This is a genomic window from Halochromatium glycolicum (assembly GCF_016584085.1).
Classification (GTDB): domain Bacteria; phylum Pseudomonadota; class Gammaproteobacteria; order Chromatiales; family Chromatiaceae; genus Lamprobacter; species Lamprobacter glycolicus.
Map to the genome: position 1 here is coordinate 17,623 of NZ_NRSJ01000036.1, position 23,749 is coordinate 41,371.

A 23,749-nucleotide genomic window follows, 5' to 3' on the forward strand; every position below is an offset into this window, starting at 1 on the left:
CGCGGCGGCGTCGCGGGTCATGGCCGGATCGTAAGAACAAGAATGCAAAACCGAGTTCGAGAGCCTGCGCCCGGACCGCAGGGTCTAATCCAGCTGGCCAGCATTCTGCTTGCGGCCAGCTTGGTTCCGACGCTGGCGCCTGGTTCAGTGCGGGCACAGACAGCGGAGGCCGACAGCGATGCATCGCTGCAAGGCCTGATGACGCTGCTGGAGCAGGAGACCCGGCTGGCTACCAAAAACGGCATGAACGCCGATTTTGTGCCTGGTATGGCCACGATCCTGCTCGGTCAGGACCTGATCGCTCGCGGAGTGCGCAACGTCGGCGATGCGTTGGCGCTGGTGCCGGGGATCAGTCAGGGTCTGGAGATGACTGGAGAGCGCCAGATCCTGAGCCGTGGCGTCGGTTACGGCTATGCCTCCGGTAACATCAAGCTCCTGCTCGATGGGGTGTCGATGAATTCGACCGTCTTTGCGACGGCCAACCCGGTTCTAAACATCCCGATCGAGCAGGTGGCGCGCATCGAGGTCATCCGGGGGCCGGGCGCGTCGGTACACGGCGAGTATGCCTTTGCTGGTGTGATCGATGTCATCACGGTCAAGCAGCAGCGAACGCTGCACGGCCAGGCCATGGAGGAGGGCGAGTACGGTGGCGGCGGTGCCTGGTTCTGGCGTGATCCGGAACGGGACCTGAGCTTCTCGGTCAATGCGCTCGGGCTCGAGGGTGATGGCGGCGTCGCAGTGGCTGAGGACGCGCTCTATGGGGTCGATCTGGCCGAACTGTCGCTCGCCCCTGGTTCGTCGAACGAATCTCGCCGCTACCGCGGTCTGTTCGCCGATCTGCGTTGGGGTGATCTGTTCGCGGCGGTTAAGGTGCTCGATGACGATTATGGCGACTATTTCGGCATCAATCATTTCCTGCCGCCGGATGACAGTCGCTTGGCATCACGTCAGGGCTATCAGTCGCTGCAGCTCGGTGCCGATCTTGAGCTTAGTCAACGCCTGAGCACGCGTTTGCGTCTGGAGGCACTGCGCCATCACCGCGACCGCGCTGATCTCTACGTCTCCCCGAAGGATTATTTCCTGCCCGGTCAGCCGGTCTTCATGAGTCAGGACTATCAGGAGACGCGCTATCGGGCTAGTGCCGATCTGCATTGGCGTCCCAATCCGCGTCACCGCGTCTTGTTCGGGCTCGAGGGGAGTCATGTCGAGGTCGACGAGGCGACCTGGGACTGGCCGGAGGCCTTCGCGATCGATTTTCCCTGGCTCGACGAGACTCGAAACCGCCAAATCTTGAGTCTGGTGGCTCAGGACGAGTACCGGTTAAATGATCGAGTGACCCTGACTGGCGCGCTGCGGCTCGACGATTACAGCGATGCGAGTACCTATCTCAGTCCGCGGCTGGCGGCAGTCTGGCGCATGAACAGCGGGCACATCCTCAAGCTGCAGTATGCCCGCGCGTTCCGGCCGCCGACCTTCTACGAGCTGGAATATCCAAGCGAGGGTTCGATCGATGCTGCTGAGATCGCGACCTATGAGCTGGGCTACATCATCCGGAGGCCGTTCTGGAGAGCGCGTCTGATCCTGTTTCAGTCCGATCTGACTGAGCCGATCGTCTTCAGCGATGAGGCGAACGGTTATATCAACAATGCCGATGCGCGCTTGCGCGGTGTCGAGCTCGAATATGAGTATCGGTTTGCCGCGGATTTGCGCGTCGATGCCAATCTGTCCTATGTCGACAGTGTCAATCGCGGCACTGATCGCCGTTTGCCGGGCGGGACCGATCTGCTCGGCAACCTGGCGCTATTGTGGCGGCCGGTCGAGCCCTGGACCGCTGCCCTGCAGTTGCGCTACGTCGGAGAGCGCGAGCGCCGAGTCGGGGACCCGCGCGCGCCAGTGGATGCCTATACGACGGCTGATCTGACCCTGAGCTACGGCAGCGCCTCGCGTCGGGGGCTCTATACCCATCTTGGGGTCAAGAACCTCGGCGACGCCGATGTCCGCTATCCTGATCAGGCCGCCTCTCTCGGCGGTGTCGAGTTGCCCTATCTCGATGACTACCCGCGGCCAGGGCGCCGGTGGTGGCTCTCGGTAGGCTACGCCTTTTGATCACCGCATTGGTCCGGAAACCCTGCCCACGGCGCTGGGCTGCGGTGCTGGTCTGGGTGCTCGCCATCTCGATCTGGGCTCCGTTCAGCTCAGTCGCAGGTCTCTGGCCAGAGGAGCAGCAGCGGCTGCGCGTCGGACTGAAGCTTTTCCCGGCTGTGCTCGGTGCACAGGAGGAGCTGCGAGCTCGCTGCGGGCCGGACGGCATGCTTAGGGTGCTGGTTGTGCACCGCGGCTCCGATGAGGTGGCACAGCGGGCCGCGCGCAGCTTGAAGGATCTGGGTGAGGTCGACAAGTTGCCGCTGGCGGTGGGCATCCGATCCTTGGGTGAGCTCGAGTCCTCGTCGGAAGAATCGATCGCGGCGATCTTCGTTGCCAGCGTCGGCCTCGAGCACAAGCGGCTGCGGCGGTTGTCTGAGCGCCATCGGGTTCTGGCGTTTTCACCATTCGCCGGCGATGTGGCCGGTGGAGCGGTTGCGGGCATCCACGTTGCTGATCGTATCCTGCCGGCGGTCAATCTCGAGCAGGCGAAGCGGGCTGGGCTGCGTTTCAAGACGTTCTTCCTGCGGGTCGCGCATCATGGCGAGTGACCCGGGGTTCACTGACGGCCGTGCCTATTCGTTCCGGCTCGAGCGGAATCTCGCGGTGATCTTCGCACTGCTCGCTGCGCTGCTGTCCGGACTGATGACCGGGTATTGGCTTTGGGTGCTGGAGCCGGCCTTGCGCGACGACGCCGAGAGTCGGGCGCGCGCCCTGGCGCAGGCGCAGGCGCGCGGTATCGAGCTGCTGCTCGGTCGGGGCCTGCCACCTGATTCGCTCTTGAATGCGCTGAAGACGAGGTTGGACGCGATCTTGTTGCTGCGGGAGAGCGAGAGCGGGCAGCCGTTGACGAATCGAATTCGGCTCGAGCTGGACCCGGAGACGACGCAGCTGCCGCTGGATGCGCTCCCGCTGGAGCGCGGCCGAGGCGGGTGCTCCGGCTGCTTTGTGACCGAGGTGCCGTTGTACCACCCGCAGGAATACCGCCTGATGGGCGTGGCCACCTTTCACGCCAATGCCCGCTCACTCGAGGCGCTCCTAACCGATGTGCGTTCGACGCTGTTCTGGACCGGCGGTGCGATCCTGATCCTGATTGCGATGGCCTGGGTCGGCGTGATCTGGCTGCTGCGCCGGCTGAGCGAAAGCGAGAGCAACCTGAGCGCTGTGCTCGATGTGGCCCCCTTCCCGATCCTGCTGCTGGAGGCGCAGGCACCAAAGATTCGACGCGCGAATCGTGCCGCTGTGCGCTATCTGGACCTGGCCGCGGATGGGGCTGGACGGCTCGGGAGTCGGGTTTGGGAGGCGCTGCTGAATGACGGCTTGCCTTCTGGCGAGGATGAGCAGCGCGAGGTCCAGCTCGAAATGGCTGATGGCCAATCGAGCTGGGCCATGGTGTCGGTGGCGCCGGTCAATTTTTCGGGTGCGACCCATCCATTGATCTCGCTGGTGGACGTCTCCGAGCTCAAGCTGATCCAGCAGCGTCTGCACCAAGCAGCCAATACCGATGGGCTGACGAAGAGCTACAACCGCCGCTATCTGTTCGCGCGGCTCGCCGAGGAGATCGAGCGTGCGGATCGCGAGGGCTCGACCCTTTCGGTGATCTTGTTCGATCTCGACCACTTCAAATCGATCAACGACACCTTTGGCCATGCGGTTGGCGACATGGTGCTTGAGAGGTCAGCCGCGATCATGCGCCAACGCATCAGGGGAACTGATGTCTGCGGCCGCTACGGTGGTGAGGAGTTTCTAGTGATCCTGCCGTCGGCGAGCAAGGCGACCGCGTTGGAGCTCGCTGAGCGCATCCGTGCCGGTATCAAGGCCGAGCCCTGGCCGCAGCCGGGATTGCAGGTATCCATCAGCGGCGGCGTAGCCGAGCACACCGGCGCTGAGCTCGATCATCTGCTCGAGGCCGCCGATCGCAACCTCTATCGAGCGAAGAACACGGGCCGGGATCGGATTGTTGTCTGAACTGCAACGATTGCCCTGCGATTGTGGTCCTTTAACCTGAAGGTGCATCGCGCGGTTGTCTTGGATGCCCGATCAAAATGGTCGCTAAGATAGTCTAAGCTACTGATTTAAATGGCCTTTTTGGTTGTTTGGCTAAGGCTTTCTTGGCGCTTTCAGGGGTGGCCGCATCGGCTCCGGTCGTTCGGCGAGGCTGGCGTCTTGTCGAACCGGGTTGCTGAGTCGCCATGCCGGGCCTGAGCGCCACCGATGAGCCTGTTTTCTTCGCGATTCGCCCCATCTTGGTGTGATGATCGACCAGAGGAATCCGCTTTGATGTTGAGGATCGCAGCACCGTTGCTCGTGCTGGGCCTGGCGGCTCAGATCGTCGTGGCTCAGCCTTCCGCGCCCGTCGGCGTCATCGCGAGCATTGCCGAGCTCGAGCCGGTGGCCGATCGTGTCGAAGCACTCGGCACGCTGCGGGCGAATGAGTCGGTGACCATCACCGCGAACGTCACCGAGACGGTCTCGGTGATCCACTTCGACGATGGCCAACGCGTTCAGGCGGGTGACCTACTGGTCGAGATGACCAGCGTCGAGGAGCACGCTCGGCTCGAGGAGGCGCAGGCTCGCCTGGCCGAGGCCGAGCAGCAGTATCGGCGCGTCAAGTCATTGGCGGCCGCCGGGTCGGCCTCGGCCTCGCTGCTCGACGAGCGCCGGCGTGATCTGCGCACGGCCGAGGCGACATTGACTGCGATCGAATCGCAGCTGGCCGACCGGCTGGTCAAGGCGCCGTTCGAGGGGGTCGTCGGACTGCGCGACATCAGCCTCGGTGCCCTGGTCGAGCCCGGCGACGTGATCACGACGCTCGATGACGACAGTGTGATGAAGCTCGACTTCGCGGTGCCGAGCCTGTATCTGCCGTCGCTGGCGCCGGGCGTCGCTATCGAGGCGCGCGCGGCGGCGCTCGGCGATCGGCTATTCGATGGCGCGGTCGCGAGCATCGACAGCCGCATCGATCCGGTCACGCGCACGGTGCAGGTGCGTGCCAGGCTCCCGAATCCGGAGCGAACGCTGCGCCCTGGGCTGCTGATGCGGGTCGAGCTGCTGCGCAACCCGCGCGAGGCGCTGATGATCCCGGAGGCGGCGGTCATGCAGCGTGGCGACCAGCATTCGGTGATGCGCGTTGCCGAGGGTGAGGGTGATGAGCGGCTCGCCGAGCAGCGCCCGATCGAGGTCGGGCTGCGCCGGCCGGGCGAGGTCGAGGTGACCGCGGGCCTGAGCGCCGGCGATCTGGTCATCACCCACGGCGCGGATAAGGCGCGGCCCGGTCAGCCGGTCCAGGTGATGGCGATCGATGATGGCGAACGGGCGCTCGATGAGCTGCTCGCGCAGCCATCCGGCGAGGACGCGGGTGAGGCGGGGCGCACGCCATGATCCTGTCCGATCTGGCCGTCAAACGGCCGGTGTTCGCTGCGGTGCTGTCGCTATTGCTGGTCGCGTTCGGGCTGGTCGCCTTCGATCGGCTGCCGTTGCGTGAGTATCCCGATATCGATCCGCCGGTGGTCTCGGTCCAAACCGTCTATCCCGGTGCGGCGGCCAGCGTGGTCGAGACCCGGATCACCCAGCTGATCGAGGACCGGATCGCCGGCGTCGAGGGCATCGAGCGCATCGAGTCGAGCTCCGAGGACGGCGAGTCGCGGATCACGATCGAGTTCGGGATCGGCCGCGATATCGATGGCGCGGCCAACGATGTCCGCGATCGCGTCTCGGGCATCCTCGATCAGCTCCCGGTCGAGGCCGAGCCGCCCGACATCCAGAAGGTCGATAGCAGCGACGACGTGATCATGTGGCTGAACCTGGCCAGCGAGCGGATGTCGGTGCCGGCGCTGACCGACTATGCCCAGCGTTATCTGGTCGATCGCTTCTCGGTCCTCGACGGCGTTGCGCGGGTGCGGGTCGGCGGCAGCCAGACCTATGCGATGCGCATCTGGATCGACCGCAATGCGCTCGCCGCGCGCGGGCTGACCGTCTCCGATGTCGAGCAGGCCTTGCGCGCCGAGAACGTCGAGCTGCCGGCCGGCGGGGTCGAGTCGCTCGACCGGCAGTTCAGCGTGCGCACCGAGCGCGCGTTCCGGACCGCCGACGACTTCGCCCGGCTGGTGATCGCGCGCGGCTCGGACGGCTATCTGGTCCGGCTTGGCGATGTCGCCCGCGTCGAGCGCGGCACCGAGGAGGATCGCACCTTCTTCCGCGGCAACGGCACACCGATGGTGGGCCTGGGGATCATCAAGCAGTCGACGGCCAATACCATTACGGTGGCCGACGCGGCCAAAGCCGAGATGGCGCGGCTGAACCCGACCCTGCCCGAGGGGATGCGGATCTTCCAGAGCTACGACACCTCGGTGTTCGTCAAGGATGCGATCCTCGAGGTCTATAAGACGCTCGGCATCGCGATCGCGCTGGTGGTGCTGGTGATCTTTCTGTTCCTCGGCTCGGCACGGGCGATGCTGGTGCCGGCGGTGACGGTGCCGGTGTCGCTGATCGCGACCTTCAGCGTGCTGCTGGTACTCGGCTTCTCGATCAACATCCTGACCCTGCTGGCGCTGGTACTGGCGATCGGGCTGGTGGTCGACGACGCCATCGTCGTGCTCGAGAACATCCACCGTCGGATGGAGCAGTACGGCGAGACGCGGCTGGTCGCGGCCTACCGCGGCACCCGCCAGGTCGGCTTCGCGGTGGTGGCGACGACCATCGTGCTGGTCGCAGTCTTCGTGCCGATCGCGTTCCTGCAGGGCGACATCGGGCGGCTGTTCACCGAGTTCGCGTTGACGATGGCCGCCGCGGTCGGCTTCTCGACCTTCGTCGCCTTGACCCTGTCATCGATGCTGGCCTCGAAGCTGCTGCCTGAGGGCCATCGCCGCGCACGCCTGACGGTCGGGGTCGACTGGGCCTTCGATCGGCTGCGCGGCGGCTACGGCGTTTTGCTGCGGTTCTTCCTGCGCCAGCGCTGGCTGGTGCTGCTGATGCTGCTGGCTACGCTGGCCGGCGCCTGGTGGCTGCTGCAGCAGCTGCCGCAGGAGTATGCGCCGAGCGAGGACCGCGGCGCCTTCTTCGTGCTCGTGAACGGCCCCGAAGGCGCGTCCTATGCCTACATGGAGGAGTACATGGACGAGATCGAGCGCCGCCTGCTGCCTTACGCTGAATCGGGCGAAGCGATCCGGGTGCTGGTGCGTGCCCCGCGCAGCTTCGGCAACACCGAGGTCTTCAACAGCGGCATCGTGATCATGGTGATGGCGCCGTTCGGCGAGCGCCGGCAGACCCAGCTGGTGATGGACGAGATCCGGGCCAAGCTCGCCGACCTGCCTGGGGTGCGCGCCTTCCCGGTGATGCGTCAAGGGTTCGGCGGGCGTATCGCCAAGCCGGTGCAGTTCGTGATCGGCGGCGGCACCTATGAGGAGCTGGCCGCCTGGCGCGATATCCTGCTCGCCGAGATCGAGCGGGACAATCCGGGCCTGCAAGGGATCGATTGGGACTACAAGGAGACCAAGCCGCAGCTGCGGATACGGATCGACTACGACCGCGCCGCCGATCTCGGTGTCAGCGTCGAGACCATCGGCCGGACACTGGAGACCATGCTCGGCTCGCGCCGGGTGACGACCTACCTCGATGCCGGCGAGGAGTACGACGTCATCGTCGAGGGCGAGCGCGATGCGCAGCGCACGCCGGCGAGCCTGAGCAACCTCTATGTGCGCTCGGCGAGCAGCGGCGAGCTGATCCCGCTCGGGAACCTGGTCCGGGTCGAGGAGACCGCCGAGTCGAAGAGTCTGAACCGCTACAACCGGGTGCGCGCGATCACGCTGGAGGCGAACCTGGCCGACGATCTGGCGCTCGGCGATGCGCTCGCCTATCTGAACCGGCTGGCCGATGAGCAGCTGCCCGAGCAGGCGGTCATCGACTACAAGGGCCAGTCCGCCGACTTCCAGGAGGCCGGGCAGGGCATCCTGTTCGTATTCCTGCTCGGGGTCGCGGTGGTCTACCTGGTGCTCGCGGCCCAGTTCGAGAGCTGGGTCCATCCGTTGGTGATCATGCTGACGGTGCCGTTGGCGATGGCCGGGGCCTTGCTCGGGCTCTGGCTGACCGGGCAGAGCTTGAACATCTACAGCCAGATCGGGCTGATCATGCTGGTTGGGTTGTCGGCCAAGAACGGCATCCTGATCGTCGAGTTCGCGAATCAGTTGCGCGATCAGGGCAAGGCGTTTGGCGACGCGCTGCTCGAGGCCGCCGATGTGCGGCTGCGTCCGATCGTGATGACCGGGATCACGACCGCGGCGGGGTCGCTCCCGCTGCTACTGAGCAGCGGCGCCGGCGCCGAGACCCGCATGGTGATCGGCACCGTGATCCTGTTCGGCGTGCTCGCGGCGACGCTGTTCACGCTGTTCGTGGTGCCGGTCGCCTATGCGACCCTGGCGCGCGGCACCCAGTCACCGGGTGCGGTCGCGCAGCGATTGGCGCGGGAGGAGGGATCAGCACCGACGACAGCGGCGCCTGCAGGGCCTACTTGATCTTGCCTTCCTTGTACATGACGTGTTGACGCACGACCGGATCGAACTTCTTGATCTCCATCTTGCCGGGCTGATTCCGCTTGTTCTTGGTCGTGGTGTAGAAGTGCCCGGTGCCGGCGCTGGAATTCAGGCGGATCTTTTCTCGTGCGGCCTTGGCCATGGTTGCTCGCTCCTAAGTGAATTCGGATCGTTGCTCAGACACGCTCGCCGCGTGCACGCAGGTCCGAGAGGACGGCGTCGATGCCGAGCTTGTCGATGATGCGCATGCCCTTGGTCGAGACGCGCAGGCGCACCCAGCGGTTCTCGCTCTCGACCCAGAAGCGATGATAGTGCAGGTTCGGCAGGAACCGCCGCTTGGTCTTGTTGTGGGCGTGAGAGACGTTGAATCCGGTCAGCGGCCGTTTGCCGGTGACCTGGCAGATCTTGGACATGATGCAGGGCTCCAAAGCGGATGATCACTGCGGCGATGGGGCGGACGGCTCCGGACAGGGGTGGCCGGCCGCGGCCGCGACGAGCGCTGCCGATGCGACATGATCAGGCGCTCGACGAACGCGGTGTACTTAAGGCGATTTCTGTCAAAGCTCATACCGCCTTGCTGGTCTTTTCGCTCGCCTTCTTCGTCGCGCCGCCGGTCACATAGCCCGGCTATGCTCCCGGCGACGCTCCTCGAAGGCAAACGAAAATCCTGCGCAATTCGGTACGAGCTTTTCCGGCAATCGCCTAAGCCGATAAAAGCTATCTAAAAATGATGCCCGAGTCAAGATCGCGTGCGGGCTGGCGCAGACGGGTCTTCAGCATCACGCGCAGTCAGATCCTGATTTGCCTGACTCGACATGCCTGAAGACGATCTGACTGGTCAGAGCAGGCCGCGCTCGGCGAACGAGGTGCCTTCGCCTTCGCCGATGATGATGTGGTCGAGCACGCGCACATCGATCAGGTCGCAGGCGTCGCAGAGCCTGCGGGTAATCCTGAGATCGGCTTGGCTCGGCTCGGCGACGCCGCTCGGATGGTTGTGCGCGAAGATCACCGCTGCGGCGTTCCAGCGCAATGCCTCGGTGACGACCTCGCGCGGGTGGACGCTGGCGCCATCGATCGTGCCGCGGAACAGCTCGCGATACTCGATCACGCGGTGGCGGTTGTCGAGGAACAGGCAGGCAAAGACCTCGTGGGGCAGTCCGCGTAGCCTGAGCTTCAGGTAGTCGCGCGTCGCATCGGGGCTGGTCAGCACGTTGCGGCCGGTGATCTGCTCGCGCAGATAACGGCGGTTCATCTCCATCACCGCCTGCAGCTGCACGTATTTCGCGGCCCCGAGCCCCTTTGCCTGGCAGAACTCGCGTTGACTTGCGGCGAGCAGATTGGCTAGACCTCCGAAGGTCCCGAGCAGATCGCGGGCCAAGTCGATCGCGCTCTTGCCGGTGACGCCGGTGCGTAGAAAGATTGCAAGCAGCTCGGCATCGGTCAGCGCTTCGGCGCCTCGTGTTAGCAGCTTCTCGCGCGGGCGCTCGTCCTTCGGCAGGTCGGTGATCTTGGTCATGCGCTTATCTTTGGGATTTTCCTTCCAAAAAAGCGCCATCGAGTGAGCGCCTTTGCACTCGTGCTTACAGGCTGTTTAGACCCGGTCGCCCAATGTGGAGCGACGGGATCAGGATAGGCCGAGGAAATCCCCATCATCAAGACGTCGCCGGATGTTGTCTCGGTGACAACACCGCGAGATGTTGTTATTATTACAGCATGCCGGCGACCTTGATCCAGAAACGCCGTATCAAACTCCGGGAAGACGTCTTCGTGGATCTGTCGATTTGGCAGCTCCCGGTGCCGCTTCCTGGTAGTGCGCATCCGTAGCGCGCATCCTTTCAAGCATCGATTGGCCCTGGTCGTCAATGGCGTCTGCGTGCTGCGCTACGACAACGAGGCCGGCAAGGGCGACCACAAGCACTTGGACGATCGCGAGATTCCCTACCAATTCACCGATCCGGATCGGCTGGTCGAGGATTTCTGGTCCGATGTCAGCCGCGTATTGTTCCGCCGGGACTAATCCAGACGGAGGAGCCGCCTATTTCCAGTATCTGGCGGCTTCTTGGTGTCCGGATCACATAAGTCGGGACAATATGAGGGGGAGGCCATGACCACACTGACGATCAATGTCGCCAACCTGGATGATGTGAAAGCCAGCATGCGGGCCGGCTTTCGCGGCGAGCCGCAGGGCTGCGCGTACACCTTCCAGACGGCGTCCGACCTACTCTCCACACTGACGGCCAACCGCTGGGCCATCCTTAAAGCGCTGACCGGGGCGGGACCGTTGGGCGTGCGCGAGTTGGCCCGGCGCGTTGGCCGCGATGTCAAGGGGGTGCATACCGATGCGCAGCTCATGGTTGGCTGCGGGCTGATCGACAAGACCGCTGATGGCAAGTTGCACCTACCCTATGATGAGGTGCGCTTGGAGCTAGTGGCCCGCGCGCAGGCGGCATAGTGGCTGTTGGCGCAAGGCGTCGCGTGCATCGAAAAGCCCTTCATAACGACGAAGCAACTGCGGCGATCTCGTGGAGCGATCGGGTATGATTGAGAGGATGACTGGCAGCGATCAGGCATTCGACTCAATGGCCTCCGCGGCGCCTCGCGCAGTCGAGACGGTATCGCGCGCGCCGCGCGTGCTGCTCGGCATTAGCGGCGGCATCGCTGCCTACAAGAGTGCGGATCTGGTGCGGCGTTTGATCGAGCGCGGCGCTGAGGTCCGGGTCGTGATGACCGAGGCGGCGCGGGCCTTTATCACGCCGTTGACATTGCAGGCGTTGAGTGGGCATCCGGTGCGCAGTGAGCTGCTCGATCCGGAGGCCGAGGCAGGCATGGACCACATCGCGCTCGCGCGCTGGGCGGATCAGGTGGTGATCGCGCCGGCGACGGCCGATCTGATCGCGCGCCTTGCTCATGGCCTCGCCAATGATCTGCTGACGACCCTGGTGCTGGCGACGCAGGCGCCGCTGACGTTGGCGCCGGCAATGAATCATCAGATGTGGGCGCATCCGGCGACTCAGGAGAACATCGCGCGTCTGGCTGCGCGAGATGTACGGCTCCTCGGCCCCGATTCCGGGTCGCAGGCCTGCGGTGAGGTCGGGTCCGGTCGCATGGTCGAGCCGGCAGAGATCGCGGCGGTACTGCTGCCGGGCAGCGGTGGGGGTCTGCAGGGGGTCCAGGTGCTGATGACGGTCGGCCCAACGCGCGAGGCGATCGACCCGGTGCGTTTCATCGGCAATCGCAGCTCGGGCAAGATGGGCTATGCGTTGGCTGCGGCATTACAGCAGCGTGGGGCGCAGGTGACCGCGGTGGCGGGGCCGACGAGCATTGCACCTGGACCTGGCCTCGCGCCGATCGCGGTCGAGTCGGCGCTGGAGATGGAGGCCGAGGTCATGGAGCGTGTCACCGATTGCCAGATGTTCATCGCCGCCGCCGCGGTGGCGGACTATCGTCCGGAGACGTCGGCATCGGCAAAGATCAAGAAGGACGCCGACAGCATCGGGCTGCGGCTCGTGCGCAATCCAGATATCCTGGCGCGCGTCGCGGCGCTGGACAAGCCGCCCTTCACCGTTGGCTTCGCTGCCGAGACCGATCAGGTCGAGGTGCACGCGCGCGCGAAGCTGGAGGCCAAGCGGCTCTCGATGATCGCTGCGAATCAGGTCGGCTCCGGCGAGGGCGGGTTCGAGTCCGACCGCAACGCGCTGATCTGTCTCTGGCGCGAAGGCCGGCGCGAACTGCCGATGATGCCGAAGCCCGCATTGGCGGCGGCGCTCGCGGCGCTGATCGAGGAGCGTTATGGCGCACAGATTGCAGGTTAAGGTCCTGGACGACCGACTGGGGGGCGGGTTTCCGCTGCCCGGCTATGCGACCGCCGGCTCGGCCGGACTGGACCTGAGGGCGATGCTCCCAGCCCCGCTTAGCCTTGCGCCCGGCGCGGTCGAGCTGATCCCGACCGGGCTCGCGATCCACATCGCGGACCCGCAGTTGGCCGCCGTGATCCTGCCGCGCTCTGGACTCGGCCATCGCCATGGCATCGTGCTCGGTAATCTCGTCGGATTGATCGATTCCGATTACCAGGGCGAGCTGATGATCTCGTGCTGGAACCGCGGGCAGGATGTCTTTTGCATCGAGGTCGGCGAACGGATCGCACAGCTTGTCCTAGTGCCGGTGGTGCACGCGCAGCTGGAGCTGGTGGAGCGTTTCGACGACAGCGCACGCGGCGAGGGCGGCTTCGGTCATAGCGGTCGGCACTGAGATTGAGCCGACCACGCGTCATTTCGTTTTCCGGTGGCGTGCCCTGATGATCGTTAGGGCTTCTTGAGATGAGCGCTGAACGATCAGCCCTCGGCTGGTTTTCGAATAGGTATTGACTAGAGGATCTCCGATGTCGCTCGCTGCAGAAAGCGCCCACAACATCGCCCGTGTCCTGATCGAGGCGCTGCCCTATATCCGGCGTTTCTCGGGCAAGACCATGGTCATCAAGTACGGTGGCAATGCGATGGTCGAGCAGCCGCTCAAGGACGGCTTCGCGCGCGACATCGTGCTGATGAAGCTGGTCGGGATCAACCCGGTCATCGTCCATGGCGGGGGGCCGCAGATCGGCGATCTACTCAAGCGGCTCGGCAAGGTGACCGAGTTCGTCCAAGGCATGCGGGTGACCGACCGCGAGACCATGGACGCGGTCGAGATGGTGCTCGGCGGCACGGTCAATAAAGAGATCGTGAACCTGATCAACCGGCATGGTGGCGCTGCGGTCGGTCTGACCGGCAAGGACGGCGACCTGATCCATGCGCGCAAGCTGGTCGTGCAGCGCGACGCCCCGGAGCTGGCCGCGCCCGAGATCCTGGACCTCGGCCACGTCGGTGAGGTCGACAGCATCGATCCGAGTGTCGTCAATATGCTGGTCCAAGGCGACTTCATCCCGGTGATCGCGCCGATTGGGGTCGGCAAGGACGGCTTCTCGTACAACATCAATGCCGATCTGGTCGCCGGCAAGATGGCCGAGGTATTGCAAGCCGAGAAACTGATCCTGCTGACCAATACCGCCGGTCTGCTCGACCAGCAGGGTGAATTGATCCGTCAGCTCGATGTCGCGCGCGTCAATGCATTGGTGGCCGAGGGCGTGATCCACGGCGGCATGCTGCCGAAGACGCGGTGCGCGCTGGAGGCGGTACAAGGCGGTGTCCGTGCGGCCCATATCCTCGATGGCCGGGTCGAGCATGCGGTGCTGCTGGATCTCTTTACCGATGAGGGGGTCGGCACCCTGATCAGTGGCCGTTGAACGAGAGCGTCAGCGCGAAGCAAAGCGCCCGGAGGCCTGTCGTCTTTGAGCCTAGCACAAGATCGGCGTGCAGCCGAAACGCTCGTCTGGTCTGGGCCGGATGGGTGGCTTGGGCTGGGACTGCTGCGGGCGTGTCGCTGGGAAGAGAGGGCACGCCTCCCGCGGGGATGATGGCCGAACAACCCTGCGGGAGGGTCCCTGCCGCTGCGCCGGAGTCTGCCTAAGGCGATTTCTGTCAAAGCTCATACCGCCTTGCTGGTCTTTTCGCTCGCCTTCTTCGTCGCGCCGCCGGTCACATAGCCCGGCTATGCTCCCGGCGACGCTCCTCGAAGGCAAACGAACATCCTGCGCAATTCGGTACGAGCTTTTCCGACAATCGCCTAAAGGCTAGCCCAGCGCCGGCGCGGAAACTGCGATGGCGTCGACGCTTTCGTTTGCGCGCTCAATGTGATGGGGGTTGGCTCGCGCAGCCGTATTCGTCGCGATATCGCTGCAGCGCTTCGAGCGTTCCCGGCGCGGTGGCATTGTGATGGGCGACATACTGGATCAGATCATCGAGCGTGACGATGCTCTGGACCGGAATACCATAGCGATTGCCGACCTCTTGGACCGCAGAGCGTTCGCCGTCCCCGCGCTCCTGGCGGTCCAGGGCGATGATCACCCCGGCGAGACGGGCGCCGGCACGCTCGAGCAAGGCGGCCGACTCCCGGATCGAGGTCCCGGCCGTGATGACATCATCGATCAGCAGCACATCGCCCCGGAGCGGGCTGCCGACCAGCTCGCCGCCCTCGCCGTGGTCCTTGGCCTCCTTGCGGTTGAACGCGAAGGGGGTATCCCGGCCGAGCTCGTGGGCGAGGGCGATGGCGGTCGCGGCGGCCAGCGGGATACCCTTGTAGGCTGGGCCGAACAGCACATCGGCCTGCAGCCCGCCCGCGATGATGGCTTGGGCGTAGAAATGGGCGAGCTTGCCGAGCTTGGCGCCGCTGTCGAAGCCGCCGGCATTGAAGAAGTAAGGGCTGATGCGGCCGGATTTCAGCGTGAAGCGGCCGAAGCGCAGGACCTCGGCGTCGATCGCAAAGCGGAGGAATTCACGTTGGTAGGAATGCATGGGTCCGATCTGTTGTCCGCGGCGACCAGACATCATAGCGTGCGGCGATCGCTGCGTCTTCGCACGCTCCGATGATCTCCGGAACGCTCCTGACCGCCTGGTTGGTCGGGCTGCTCGGCGGCGTGCATTGCATCGGCATGTGCGGCGGCGTGGTCGCGACCCTCACGGCCGGGCTGCCGCGCGAAGAGCGGGCCCAAATCGCCCGCCAACTGCCGTTTCAACTCGCCTACAACATCGGCCGTATCGGCAGCTACACGCTCGCCGGGGCGCTCATGGGTGCGCTGGGCGCGGTTGCGCTCGAGCTCGTGCCCTTGCACCTGACCCAGCGAATCCTCTACGGCGTCGCGGCGGCGTTCATGCTGGCGCTCGGGCTCTATCTTGGAGGCTGGTGGCAGGGCCTGACCCGCGTCGAGCGGCTCGGGGCCCTGCTCTGGCAGCGGATCGAGCCGCTCGGGCGGCGTTTCATCCCTGTCAGGCGCTGGTGGCAGGCGCTCGCGGTTGGTCTGGTCTGGGGCTGGCTGCCGTGCGGTCTCGTCTACAGCGTCCTGATCTGGTCGGCCGGCTCGGGTAGCGCGCTTCAGGGCGCGCTGCTGATGCTGCTGTTCGGTCTCGGCACCCTGCCGAACCTGCTCGGGATTGGTCTCTTGGCAGGCGCGGCGGCTCGTCTGATCGAACAGCGCTGGCTGCGTCAGGCTGCAGGAGCGCTGGTGATCGGCTTTGCGCTCTACGCATTCTGGCAGCTGCTGGCGTTTTGAGCTGGCGCTGCTCGGCCATTGTCCCGACTTATGTGATCCGGACACCAAGAAGCCGCCAGATACAGGCAATAAGCGGCTCCTCGGTCTGGATTGGTGCCGCTGGAACAATAAGGGAGAACGGCTCTTAGGCGATTGCCGGAAAAGCTCGTACCGAATTGCGCAGGATTTTCGTTTGCCTTCGAGGAGCGTCGCCGGGAGCATAGCCGGGCTATGTGACCGGCGGCGCGACGAAGAAGGCGAGCGAAAAGACCAGCAAGGCGGTATGAGCTTTGACAGAAATCGCCTTAGAACGGGCTGCCGGTGAGTAGACGCAACGGCGGCAGCAGCAACATCTGCAGCAGAACCAGCCCGATCATCACCACCATCGGTGACAGATCGATGCCACTCATTGGCGGAAGCAGGCGCTGGGCGGGCCGCATGATCGGGTCCGTCACGTCGCTGAGGAGCATCACGCCGGGGTTGTAGGGATCGGGGTTGACCCAACTGAGGATCACCCGGATCAGCACCGCGAACAGGAAGATGCTGATCACGAGCGAGACCAGTGCCGGCAACGCCCAGCCGAGCGCGGCGAGTGGATTGCGTCCAAGCCCCATCAGCATCGAGAGCAGCGCAAGCTCGCAGGCCTTTAGAAGCCACGCGAGCACGATCGCAGCGAAGTCCACTCCGGCATAGCCTGGGATGACCTTGCGCAGTGGCCGCAGCACCGGCGAGGTGAACTTGACCACGAACTGCGAGATCGGGTTGTAGAAATCAGCGCGCACCCATTGCAGCAGGAAACGGATGATGACCAGTGCGATAAACAGACCGAATAGGGTCTTGACCAGGAAGATCAGCGGATTGGTGAAGTAGGCTTCGGTCATTGTTCGTCCCCGATCAGATCAGAAAGCTCGCGCGCGCGCCGTCGGGCTGCCGCAACGGCCCGCAGCGTCAGGCCAGGCAGGCCGCTCTCTTCAAAGGCCGCGATCGCACGCTCGGTGGTTCCGCCCGGCGAGGTCACGCGCTGACGCAGCTGCCGCGGCGATTCATCGCTCTCGACCGCCATCCGAGCCGCGCCGAGGGCGGTTTGGATCGTGAGCAGCCGCGCCGTCTCCTGGTCCAGGCCTTCTGCGATTGCGGCGGCCTCGAGCGCCTCCATGAATAGGAAGAAGTAGGCCGGGCCGCTGCCCGAGAGCGCGGTCACGGTATCGAGCTCGGCCTCGGTATCGACCCAGCGCGTGAGCCCGCCTGCACGTAGTACCTCTTCGGCAAGATTGCGCTGCTCTGCGTTGGTGTCAGCACCGGCATGCAGGCCGATTGCGCCGGATTGCACCAGCACAGGGGTGTTCGGCATGGCGCGGACCAGCGGCACGGAGCCGCCGAGCCACCCCATGATCGTCGCCTCGCGCACGCCAGCCATCACTGAGATGAGCAGCGGATGCGGGGTGTGCAGCAGCGCAGCGAGCTCGCGGCAGGCATCCGCCGCCACTTGCGGTTTGACGCAGAGCACGATGACCTCGGCGTCGGTGACCGCCTCGGCGGCCTGCTCGCTCACCGGCACACCAAAGTTGCTGGCGAGCTGCTCGCGCTTCTCGTGGTCAGGGTCGCAGACTCGAAGGCCGGCCGGGTCATAGTCATCGGCGATCAGACCGGCGATCAGGCTGCGCGCCATGTTGCCGCCGCCAATGAACGCGATACGGGTTTGGGTCATGGGCATAAAGGACGATATTCCGTGCAGTCGGTTGCAGAGGTAGTCGGACTGAGAGACCCTATCAAAGCAGCCCCTTGACTCGCGCAAGCTTCTGATCCAACTGGCCTCAGGGGCCATAGGGTATTCTGTTAGGGTTTCTAATGGCGCGGTCCGAAGAGTGCGGTACCGATGCGTACCATTGTAGCGCCCTCGGCAATAGCGGCCTCAAGATCGTGGGACATCCCCATCGACAGGGTCGCGAGGGGCCGCGTCGGGGTCGCCAACCGGTCGCGCAGCGCCCTCAGGGCCGCGAACGGCTGTCGCTGCGCATCGAGCTCATCGGCCGGGGCCGGTAGCGTCATCAGGCCTTCGACCTCGATACCGGGGACCTGACTGCATTCCTCAAACAGCTCGGGCAGGGCCTCCGGCGGGGCACCGGCCTTGCTTGCCTCACCGCTTAGGTTGACCTGCAGGCAGCAGCGCAGCGGTGCGCGCCCAGCAGGCCGCTGCGTGCCCAAACGCTGCGCGTGGCGGAGATCGCTGAGCCCATGCACCCAGTCGAAGTGCTCAGCGATGGTCTTGGTCTTGTTGCGCTGGATGCGGCCGATGAAGTGCCAGGTGATCGGCAGATCGGCCAGATCGGCCTGCTTGTCGCAACCCTCCTGGACGTAGCTCTCGCCGAAGGCATTGAGGCCCTGTTCGAAGGCCGTACGGATGGCTTGCGCCGGCTGCACCTTGCTCACCGCGAGCAGTTGTACGCTGCCTGGCGCGCGTCCGAAGCGGGCCTCGGCGTCGGCGATCCGGGTGCGCACTGCATCGATTCGCTCGGCGATCCCCTGGGCCTGAGAAGACGTCATTTTGCTTCCCTTCTACCAGGCGGTTGCGCTGCGGTGCTACCGGCGTGTCGATTATAGGGTGTCGGGCGCTCGAGCAGATTCGCGACCAGTGCCCGCAGCGCCTGCCCGCGATGGCTCAGTGCGTTCTTGGTCTCGGGATCGAGCTCGGCGGAGCTGAGACCGTGTGTCGGCACGCCGAAGATCGGGTCGTAGCCGAACCCGTTCTCGCCTCTCGGTGCGTCCAGTATCAGCCCTTCCCAGGTGCCCTGGCAGATCAGTGGGGTTGGATCGCTGGCATGGCGCAGATAGACCATCACGCATTGGAACCGGGCGCTGCGGTCACAACCGGCCCGTGCCGCCAGTTCCGCGAGGAGCTTGTCGCAGTTGGCTTGGTCCGAGCTGTCGGGACCGGCATAGCGGGCCGAGTAGATGCCTGGTGCGCCGTCGAGTGCGTCGACCTCGATCCCGGAGTCGTCGGCGATCGCGGCCCGGCCGCTGGCCCGTGCGGCATGGCGGGCCTTGAGGATGGCGTTCTCGACGAAGGTCAAACCGGCCTCCTCAGCGGCCTCGATGCCCAGCTGGCCCTGGGGAATCAACTGCAGCGCGGCCGGGGCGAGCAAGGCCTCGATCTCGCGCAGCTTGCCGTGGTTGTTACTGGCGAGGACGATCTCGTGGCTCTCAGGGCTTGGTTGCATGCGGAGCAGGTTGCGGCGTTGGTTGTTGGAAATAGGGATCAGCTCGCAGGCGCTGATGGCATGCGCCTGTAGTAAGAATCAGGATGCCGGATCGCTAAGATACCTTCATTAGGCGCCGTTGCGCAGTGGCCTGTCATGTGCGGCTCAAGGTGTCCGCTCGCCACTCAGCACCGCACGTTGGGCGGCCATGACCGCATTGACGCCAAGCTCGGCGAGATCGAGCATCGCGAGTAGCTCGGGGCGCGAGAATGGCGCTGCTTCGGCGGTACCCTGCACCTCGATCAGCCCGCCGTCATCGGTCATGACGACGTTCATGTCGGTCTCGGCGGTACTGTCCTCGGCATAATCGAGATCGAGGACCGGGGTGCCCTGGTAGACCCCGACCGAAACCGCGGCGACCTGCCGGCTCAAAGGCGTCTGCTCGAGCTTGCCGGTTGTGAGCAGCCCTTGCAGCGCGAGATGCAGCGCAATCCAGGCGCCGCTGATCGCCGCAGTGCGGGTGCCGCCGTCGGCCTGGATCACGTCGCAATCGAGCGTGATGGTGCGCTCGCCGAGATGCTCGAGGTCGGCCGCCGCGCGCAGCGAGCGGCCGATCAGTCGCTGGATCTCGAGCGTGCGTCCGCCCTGGCGCCCGCGTGCCGCCTCGCGCGGCGTGCGCTCACCGGTCGAACGCGGGAGCATGCCATACTCGGCTGTGATCCAGCCCTGCCCGGAACCGCGCAGGAACGGCGGAACGCGCTCCTCGACGCTGGCCGTGCAGAGTACGCGGGTCTCACCGAACTCGGCCAGGACCGAGCCCTCGGCCTGGTTGGTGAAGCCCGGGATGAAGCGCACCGGACGCAGTTGATCGGGGAGACGGGCGGATGGGCGCATGAGGCGGCTCCGGTATCGGCGAAGAAGGCGATTCTGGTGTTGGCGGTCGGCGCCTTGGCGAACAGCCGCAGGCACCTGAGTCGCTGACGCGGCAGATTTGGGGCGCCTGCGTTGCAATTGTCGCACGATTGCGCGACGGTGATCCGGCCGCGCAATGAGCGGCGTGCAGCCGAATGCCCGGGTCGGATCGCCGATGCGGTCAACACGCGGTGGAATCGGCCGAGCGAGCCGACCCGGAGGCATCTGGTTGGACGGACCCGGCTGAGTGGACAGGACTCCGTGGACCCGGGTCGCCGCCCCATCGGCAGTGCGCCGCCAGCATGCGCAGCAGCTGCCTGCGCCTCGCCTTGGATGCCGTTCTCGACGGACCTGAACGTCGTTCGTGGTCGTTCGTGGTCGTTGGTGTCAGGGCCGCAGCATGCGGTCTCCAGCTATGGGGCAACTGATTGGAATAGAATGACGTCTGCGCCTCGCTGTGTCTGACTGTGCACCAGGTCGATCGCGGCCTCGGCGTCGTTCAATCGTTTACCCGCTCCGGAGCACTCGCTATGGCCAGAAGTATGACCGCTTTCGCCCGCCAAGATTGCAGCACCGAGGCTGGTGAACTGACCTGGGAGGTCCGCAGCGTCAACCATCGCTATCTCGAACCGCATCTTCGGCTGCCCGATGAGCTGCGCGGGCTCGAGCCGAAGGTTCGTGAGGTTCTCGGCCGGCATCTGAGTCGCGGCAAGATCGACGTTACGCTGCGGCTGTCCGGGCAAACCGGTGGTCAAGGCGAGATGCGCGTCAACCGGGTGCTGCTCGAGCAGCTGCTGAAGGCCGCTGATGAGATTGCGACCCGCATCGGCGAGCCGGCCGCGCCTCACCTGTTCGATCTGCTGAGCTGGCCCGGCATGCTCGAGGAACCGCCGAAGGACCTCGACAGCCTCGGCAACGAGGCGTTGACGCTGCTCGAGCAGACGCTCGACTCACTGGTCGAGGCTCGCGAGCGCGAGGGTGACCGAATGAAAGACCTGCTGCTCGAGCGCTGCGATAAGCTCCAGGCAAGAGTCGATGAGGTCCGCGAGCGCATGCCCGAAGTGCTCGTCGGAATCCGTGCCCGGATCGCCGAGCGCCTTTCCGAGGTCCGCGACGAGCTTGACGAGGCTCGGCTCGAGCAGGAGATGACCCTGATTGCGCAACGGCTGGACGTCGACGAAGAGATGGATCGGCTCGCGAGCCACCTCACCGAGATCCGGGGCACGCTCGATGCCGACGAGCCGATCGGTCGGCGTCTCGACTTCCTGATGCAGGAGCTCAATCGTGAGGCCAATACCCTCAGCTCCAAATCCTCCGATGCGGATGTCACCCGCGCAGCGGTGGATATGAAGGTTCTGATCGAGCAGATGCGCGAGCAGGTTCAGAACCTAGAGTAGATCATGTTCTGTCTCAGCCAAGAATATCGTGTGCTGTAGCGTCGGTATACAGACCGGCGCCGACTGTTACGCGAGTGCTGATAGCTCGCCGACCAGCACGTCGAACGCTAAGGCGATTGCCGGAAAAGCTCGTACCGAATTGCGCAGGATGTTCGTTTGCCTTCGAGGAGCGTCGCCGGGAGCATAGCCGGGCTATGTGACCGGCGGCGCGACGAAGAAGGCGAGCGAAGAGACCAGCAAGGCGGTATGAGCTTTGACAGAAATCGCCTAAGACCTTGGCGTTGTACTGCCTCCTCGTCCAACTGAGCAGCGTGCAGCAGCTGCGTTTGCCGCCGGGTCCAGGCCTGAAGGATTTGCCCAGCCGGCATCGAAGCGCAAGGTTTTGTTCCCTTGCTATACCCATCGCAAACCGATTTTCGGTTTTCCTCAACCGTTCCGGGTCGCGTCACGGCGCTGGGGGCAGTGATGGGGGGACATTGACGTGCTTCGGGTATAGATTGAGCGCTTCGGCAGTTGGCTCTTAAAGGGCGCAACGCTGTTGTTCAGGATGGGGTCTCTGGCTGCGTGATGCGCAAGGTTGTGTCGAGCCGATCGGGTTGGAGCGTCTGTTCGGACCCGTCCGGCCAGGTGATCTGGATCGAGATCGCTGCTGGTTCGTCTGCCGTACCCAAGCCGATTGTGACTGGAAGCTCGACCTGCGAGAGATAGCCCCGTGTTGGCTGCACCGCACGCTCATGGGTAATGCCATTGACCGTCCAGTTAACCCGCGCGCCGATTGCCCCAGTGTTCGGGGGTTGTCCGACGAGCTCAAGCCGCAGCCAATGATGGCCTGTCTGCTGGTCGTTGCGCAGCAGGGCCGGGCGTCGTCCGTTTTGTGTGATCAGTAGGTCAAGATCGCCGTCGGCATCGATATCGGCGTAGCTGATACCGCGACCTACCAGGTTCTGCGCGAAATCGCCGAGCTCGGCATTCGGTGGTTGCAGTGGGACGAAGCGCTCACCGCAGCGGTCGCCGCAGTTCCAGAACAGCGATGGCGGCTGGGCATAATGCTGGCTCTGTTGGACCTTGTGGATCTCATGCTCAAGGTGGCCATTGGCCAGGACCAGGTCTTCGCGCCCATCGAGGTCGAGGTCGGTGAACAGCAGTCCGAACGTCAACGGGATGCGCGAGGCCGGGCCGAGCCCTTGGATCACCGCTTCATCGACGAACGGCGGGTGGCCGTTGGTGGTGACGAAGAGCGAGGCCATCTCGTTGGCGAAGTTGCCGACTGCGATCGCGAGCTCGCCGTTATCGCTGAAGCGTGCGGCATCGACGCCCATCGCCGAGGTGGCCTTGCCGTTGCGGTCGTAGGCGATGCCGTCGAAGATCGCGGTCTCCTCGAAGGTGCCGTCGCCGCGGTTGCGGAATAGGAAGTTGCGGACGGTGTCGTTGACGACCACCAGGTCTTCCCAGCCGTCGCGGTCGAGGTCGGTTGCGACGACGCCGAGGCCCTTGCCGACCGGCATTCTGCTGACCTCGTCGAAGACCAGGATGCCCGCCTCACGTGAGACATCGGTGAAGCGGCCATTACCATCGTTGCGGTAGAGCTGGTTATTGGTGCCGACGAAGTTGAGCGGGGCACCGTAAGCACGTCCGAGGCCCGTGAGCCGGAAGTCGATCTCAAGGTCGATCTTCGGCGACCAGTCGACGTAGTTGACGACGAAGAGATCGAGGTCGCCGTCGCGGTCATAGTCGATAAAGGCTGCGCTCGACGACCAGAGGTCCTCGGCCCCGCCGACCCCGGCGAGCTCGGTCATCTCCTCGAAGGTGCCGTCGCCGCGGTTGCGGAACAGCCTGTTCTCGTTCAACGAGGTGAGATAGAGGTCGGGCCAGTCGTCGCCGTCGATGTCGCCGATTGCGACGCCCATGCCGTAGGTGGTGATGGCGAGTCCAGCCTCGGCTGTGACGTCCTCGAAACGGCCGCTGCCGTCGTTGCGATAGAGCGCCTGGGTCGGCGGCGTCTCAAGGGTTTGATGCTCGCGCCATTCGCGGGAGTTGACCAGGAAGAGGTCCTGGTCGCCGTCGCGGTCGTAGTCGAAGAACGCGGCGCCGCTGCCGATCGTCTCCGGCATGAGCCTGTCTCCGTACGCGCCGTTGATGTGGACAAAATCGATACCGGCCTGCTCGGTGATGTCGGTGAACGGAAGCGGCGGAGGTGTTCCGGCCTCGGCTTCGGCGTTTGCGCCGTCGGCCCTGGCGCCGGCTCCGGTTTGGGTGCCGGTGACCCGCGAGGGGGGAACCACCGGTGTTGCGATCTCGGCATCATCGATCTCGGGGCTTGGCTCGTCCCGACCAAGGAGCAGGAGCGTAAACAGGCCGGCCACGGCCGCAGCGACGATGAGTGTGACCGAGATCAGGAAGGCGCGTCTGATGCGGGCCTCGCCGCGATTGAGTCGATTGGGGGTTGCGTTGTTCACT

At 64.8% G+C, this 23,749-nt stretch carries 22 protein-coding genes; 12 read left to right on the plus strand and 10 right to left on the minus strand.

Going from position 1 to position 23,749, the window contains the following annotated elements; all coding sequences use genetic code 11:
- Positions 1-147: 147 nt before the first annotated feature.
- From CKO40_RS17020 to CKO40_RS17040, 5 genes are all read left to right on the plus strand, one after another.
- Positions 148-2,106, plus strand: coding sequence for a TonB-dependent receptor plug domain-containing protein (locus CKO40_RS17020; protein WP_338074209.1), 1,959 nt, complete (start codon positions 148-150; stop codon positions 2,104-2,106).
- Between the two features lie 8 nt (positions 2,107-2,114).
- Entirely contained in the window at positions 2,115-2,693 is a 579-nt protein-coding gene (locus tag CKO40_RS17025) for a hypothetical protein (RefSeq protein WP_200347649.1), read from the plus strand.
- A complete protein-coding gene (locus CKO40_RS17030) occupies positions 2,683-4,110 on the plus strand; it encodes a GGDEF domain-containing protein (protein WP_200347650.1) in 1,428 nt (475 codons plus the stop codon). Before CKO40_RS17025 ends, CKO40_RS17030 begins: the two co-directional genes overlap by 11 nt.
- A 312-nt stretch (positions 4,111-4,422) precedes the next feature.
- Positions 4,423-5,523 (plus strand): efflux RND transporter periplasmic adaptor subunit, encoded by a 1,101-nt coding sequence (locus CKO40_RS17035; RefSeq protein WP_200347651.1) that lies wholly within the window; start codon positions 4,423-4,425, stop codon positions 5,521-5,523.
- Positions 5,520-8,651, plus strand: a complete 3,132-nt coding sequence (locus tag CKO40_RS17040) for an efflux RND transporter permease subunit (protein WP_200347652.1) — start codon at positions 5,520-5,522, stop codon at positions 8,649-8,651. The genes CKO40_RS17035 and CKO40_RS17040 overlap by 4 nt, the downstream gene beginning before the upstream one ends.
- Here the strand turns inward: CKO40_RS17040 and rpmG are convergent.
- From rpmG to radC, 3 genes are all read right to left on the minus strand, one after another.
- On the minus strand, positions 8,644-8,811 hold the full coding sequence (rpmG, locus tag CKO40_RS17045) for a 50S ribosomal protein L33 (RefSeq protein ID WP_005222974.1): 168 nt from the start codon (positions 8,809-8,811) through the stop codon (positions 8,644-8,646). The genes CKO40_RS17040 and rpmG overlap by 8 nt on opposite strands.
- Positions 8,812-8,845: 34 nt before the next feature.
- The gene (rpmB, locus tag CKO40_RS17050; protein ID WP_200347653.1) at positions 8,846-9,082 is read right to left on the minus strand and encodes a 50S ribosomal protein L28; all 237 of its coding nucleotides are present in this window, start codon (positions 9,080-9,082) and stop codon (positions 8,846-8,848) included.
- Between the two features lie 425 nt (positions 9,083-9,507).
- Positions 9,508-10,185, minus strand: a complete 678-nt coding sequence (gene radC, locus CKO40_RS17055; RefSeq protein WP_200347654.1) for a RadC family protein — start codon at positions 10,183-10,185, stop codon at positions 9,508-9,510.
- A 294-nt stretch (positions 10,186-10,479) separates the two neighbouring features.
- Here radC and CKO40_RS24505 point away from each other — a divergent pair, with 294 nt between their 5' ends.
- The 5 genes from CKO40_RS24505 (at position 10,480) to argB (ending at position 13,944) form a co-directional block, all read left to right on the plus strand.
- Positions 10,480-10,686, plus strand: coding sequence for a toxin-antitoxin system TumE family protein (locus CKO40_RS24505; RefSeq protein ID WP_338074210.1), 207 nt, complete (start codon positions 10,480-10,482; stop codon positions 10,684-10,686).
- A gap of 87 nt (positions 10,687-10,773) precedes the next feature.
- Complete coding sequence (locus CKO40_RS17065; RefSeq protein ID WP_200347655.1) at positions 10,774-11,121, plus strand: HVO_A0114 family putative DNA-binding protein; 348 nt, start codon at positions 10,774-10,776, stop codon at positions 11,119-11,121.
- Between the two features lie 127 nt (positions 11,122-11,248).
- Positions 11,249-12,481, plus strand: coding sequence for a bifunctional phosphopantothenoylcysteine decarboxylase/phosphopantothenate--cysteine ligase CoaBC (coaBC, locus tag CKO40_RS17070; RefSeq protein WP_200347674.1), 1,233 nt, complete (start codon positions 11,249-11,251; stop codon positions 12,479-12,481).
- Positions 12,459-12,917, plus strand: a complete 459-nt coding sequence (dut, locus tag CKO40_RS17075; protein ID WP_200347656.1) for a dUTP diphosphatase — start codon at positions 12,459-12,461, stop codon at positions 12,915-12,917. The genes coaBC and dut overlap by 23 nt, the downstream gene beginning before the upstream one ends.
- Before the next feature lie 130 nt (positions 12,918-13,047).
- Complete coding sequence (gene argB / locus CKO40_RS17080; RefSeq protein ID WP_200347657.1) at positions 13,048-13,944, plus strand: acetylglutamate kinase; 897 nt, start codon at positions 13,048-13,050, stop codon at positions 13,942-13,944.
- A 442-nt stretch (positions 13,945-14,386) separates the two neighbouring features.
- On the opposite strand, the gene pyrE is transcribed toward argB, so the two are convergent.
- Positions 14,387-15,052 carry an orotate phosphoribosyltransferase gene (gene pyrE / locus CKO40_RS17085; protein WP_200347658.1) on the minus strand — a complete coding sequence of 222 codons (666 nt, stop codon included), beginning with the start codon at positions 15,050-15,052 and terminating at the stop codon, positions 14,387-14,389.
- Between the two features lie 71 nt (positions 15,053-15,123).
- On the opposite strand from pyrE, the gene CKO40_RS17090 reads away from it, so the two are divergent.
- The gene (locus CKO40_RS17090; RefSeq protein ID WP_200347659.1) at positions 15,124-15,807 is read left to right on the plus strand and encodes a sulfite exporter TauE/SafE family protein; all 684 of its coding nucleotides are present in this window, start codon (positions 15,124-15,126) and stop codon (positions 15,805-15,807) included.
- 284 nt (positions 15,808-16,091) lie between these two features.
- Here CKO40_RS17090 and CKO40_RS17095 read toward each other — a convergent pair whose 3' ends face one another.
- From CKO40_RS17095 to rph, 5 genes are all read right to left on the minus strand, one after another.
- Positions 16,092-16,667: a YggT family protein gene (locus CKO40_RS17095; RefSeq protein WP_200347660.1), complete on the minus strand. Its 576-nt coding sequence runs from the start codon at positions 16,665-16,667 to the stop codon at positions 16,092-16,094.
- Positions 16,664-17,494: a pyrroline-5-carboxylate reductase gene (proC, locus tag CKO40_RS17100; RefSeq protein WP_200347661.1), complete on the minus strand. Its 831-nt coding sequence runs from the start codon at positions 17,492-17,494 to the stop codon at positions 16,664-16,666. The genes CKO40_RS17095 and proC overlap by 4 nt, the downstream gene beginning before the upstream one ends.
- A 137-nt stretch (positions 17,495-17,631) precedes the next feature.
- Positions 17,632-18,330 (minus strand): YggS family pyridoxal phosphate-dependent enzyme, encoded by a 699-nt coding sequence (locus tag CKO40_RS17105; protein WP_200347662.1) that lies wholly within the window; start codon positions 18,328-18,330, stop codon positions 17,632-17,634.
- On the minus strand, positions 18,327-19,004 hold the full coding sequence (rdgB, locus tag CKO40_RS17110) for an RdgB/HAM1 family non-canonical purine NTP pyrophosphatase (RefSeq protein ID WP_200347663.1): 678 nt from the start codon (positions 19,002-19,004) through the stop codon (positions 18,327-18,329). The genes CKO40_RS17105 and rdgB overlap by 4 nt, the downstream gene beginning before the upstream one ends.
- Before the next feature lie 144 nt (positions 19,005-19,148).
- Positions 19,149-19,877 carry a ribonuclease PH gene (gene rph / locus CKO40_RS17115; RefSeq protein WP_200347664.1) on the minus strand — a complete coding sequence of 243 codons (729 nt, stop codon included), beginning with the start codon at positions 19,875-19,877 and terminating at the stop codon, positions 19,149-19,151.
- 548 nt (positions 19,878-20,425) lie between these two features.
- Here rph and CKO40_RS17120 point away from each other — a divergent pair.
- Positions 20,426-21,292: a YicC/YloC family endoribonuclease gene (locus CKO40_RS17120; protein ID WP_200347665.1), complete on the plus strand. Its 867-nt coding sequence runs from the start codon at positions 20,426-20,428 to the stop codon at positions 21,290-21,292.
- Positions 21,293-21,834: 542 nt separating this feature from the next.
- Here CKO40_RS17120 and CKO40_RS17125 read toward each other — a convergent pair.
- Entirely contained in the window at positions 21,835-23,748 is a 1,914-nt protein-coding gene (locus CKO40_RS17125; RefSeq protein ID WP_200347666.1) for an FG-GAP-like repeat-containing protein, read from the minus strand.
- Between the last annotated feature and the right edge of the window lies 1 nt (position 23,749).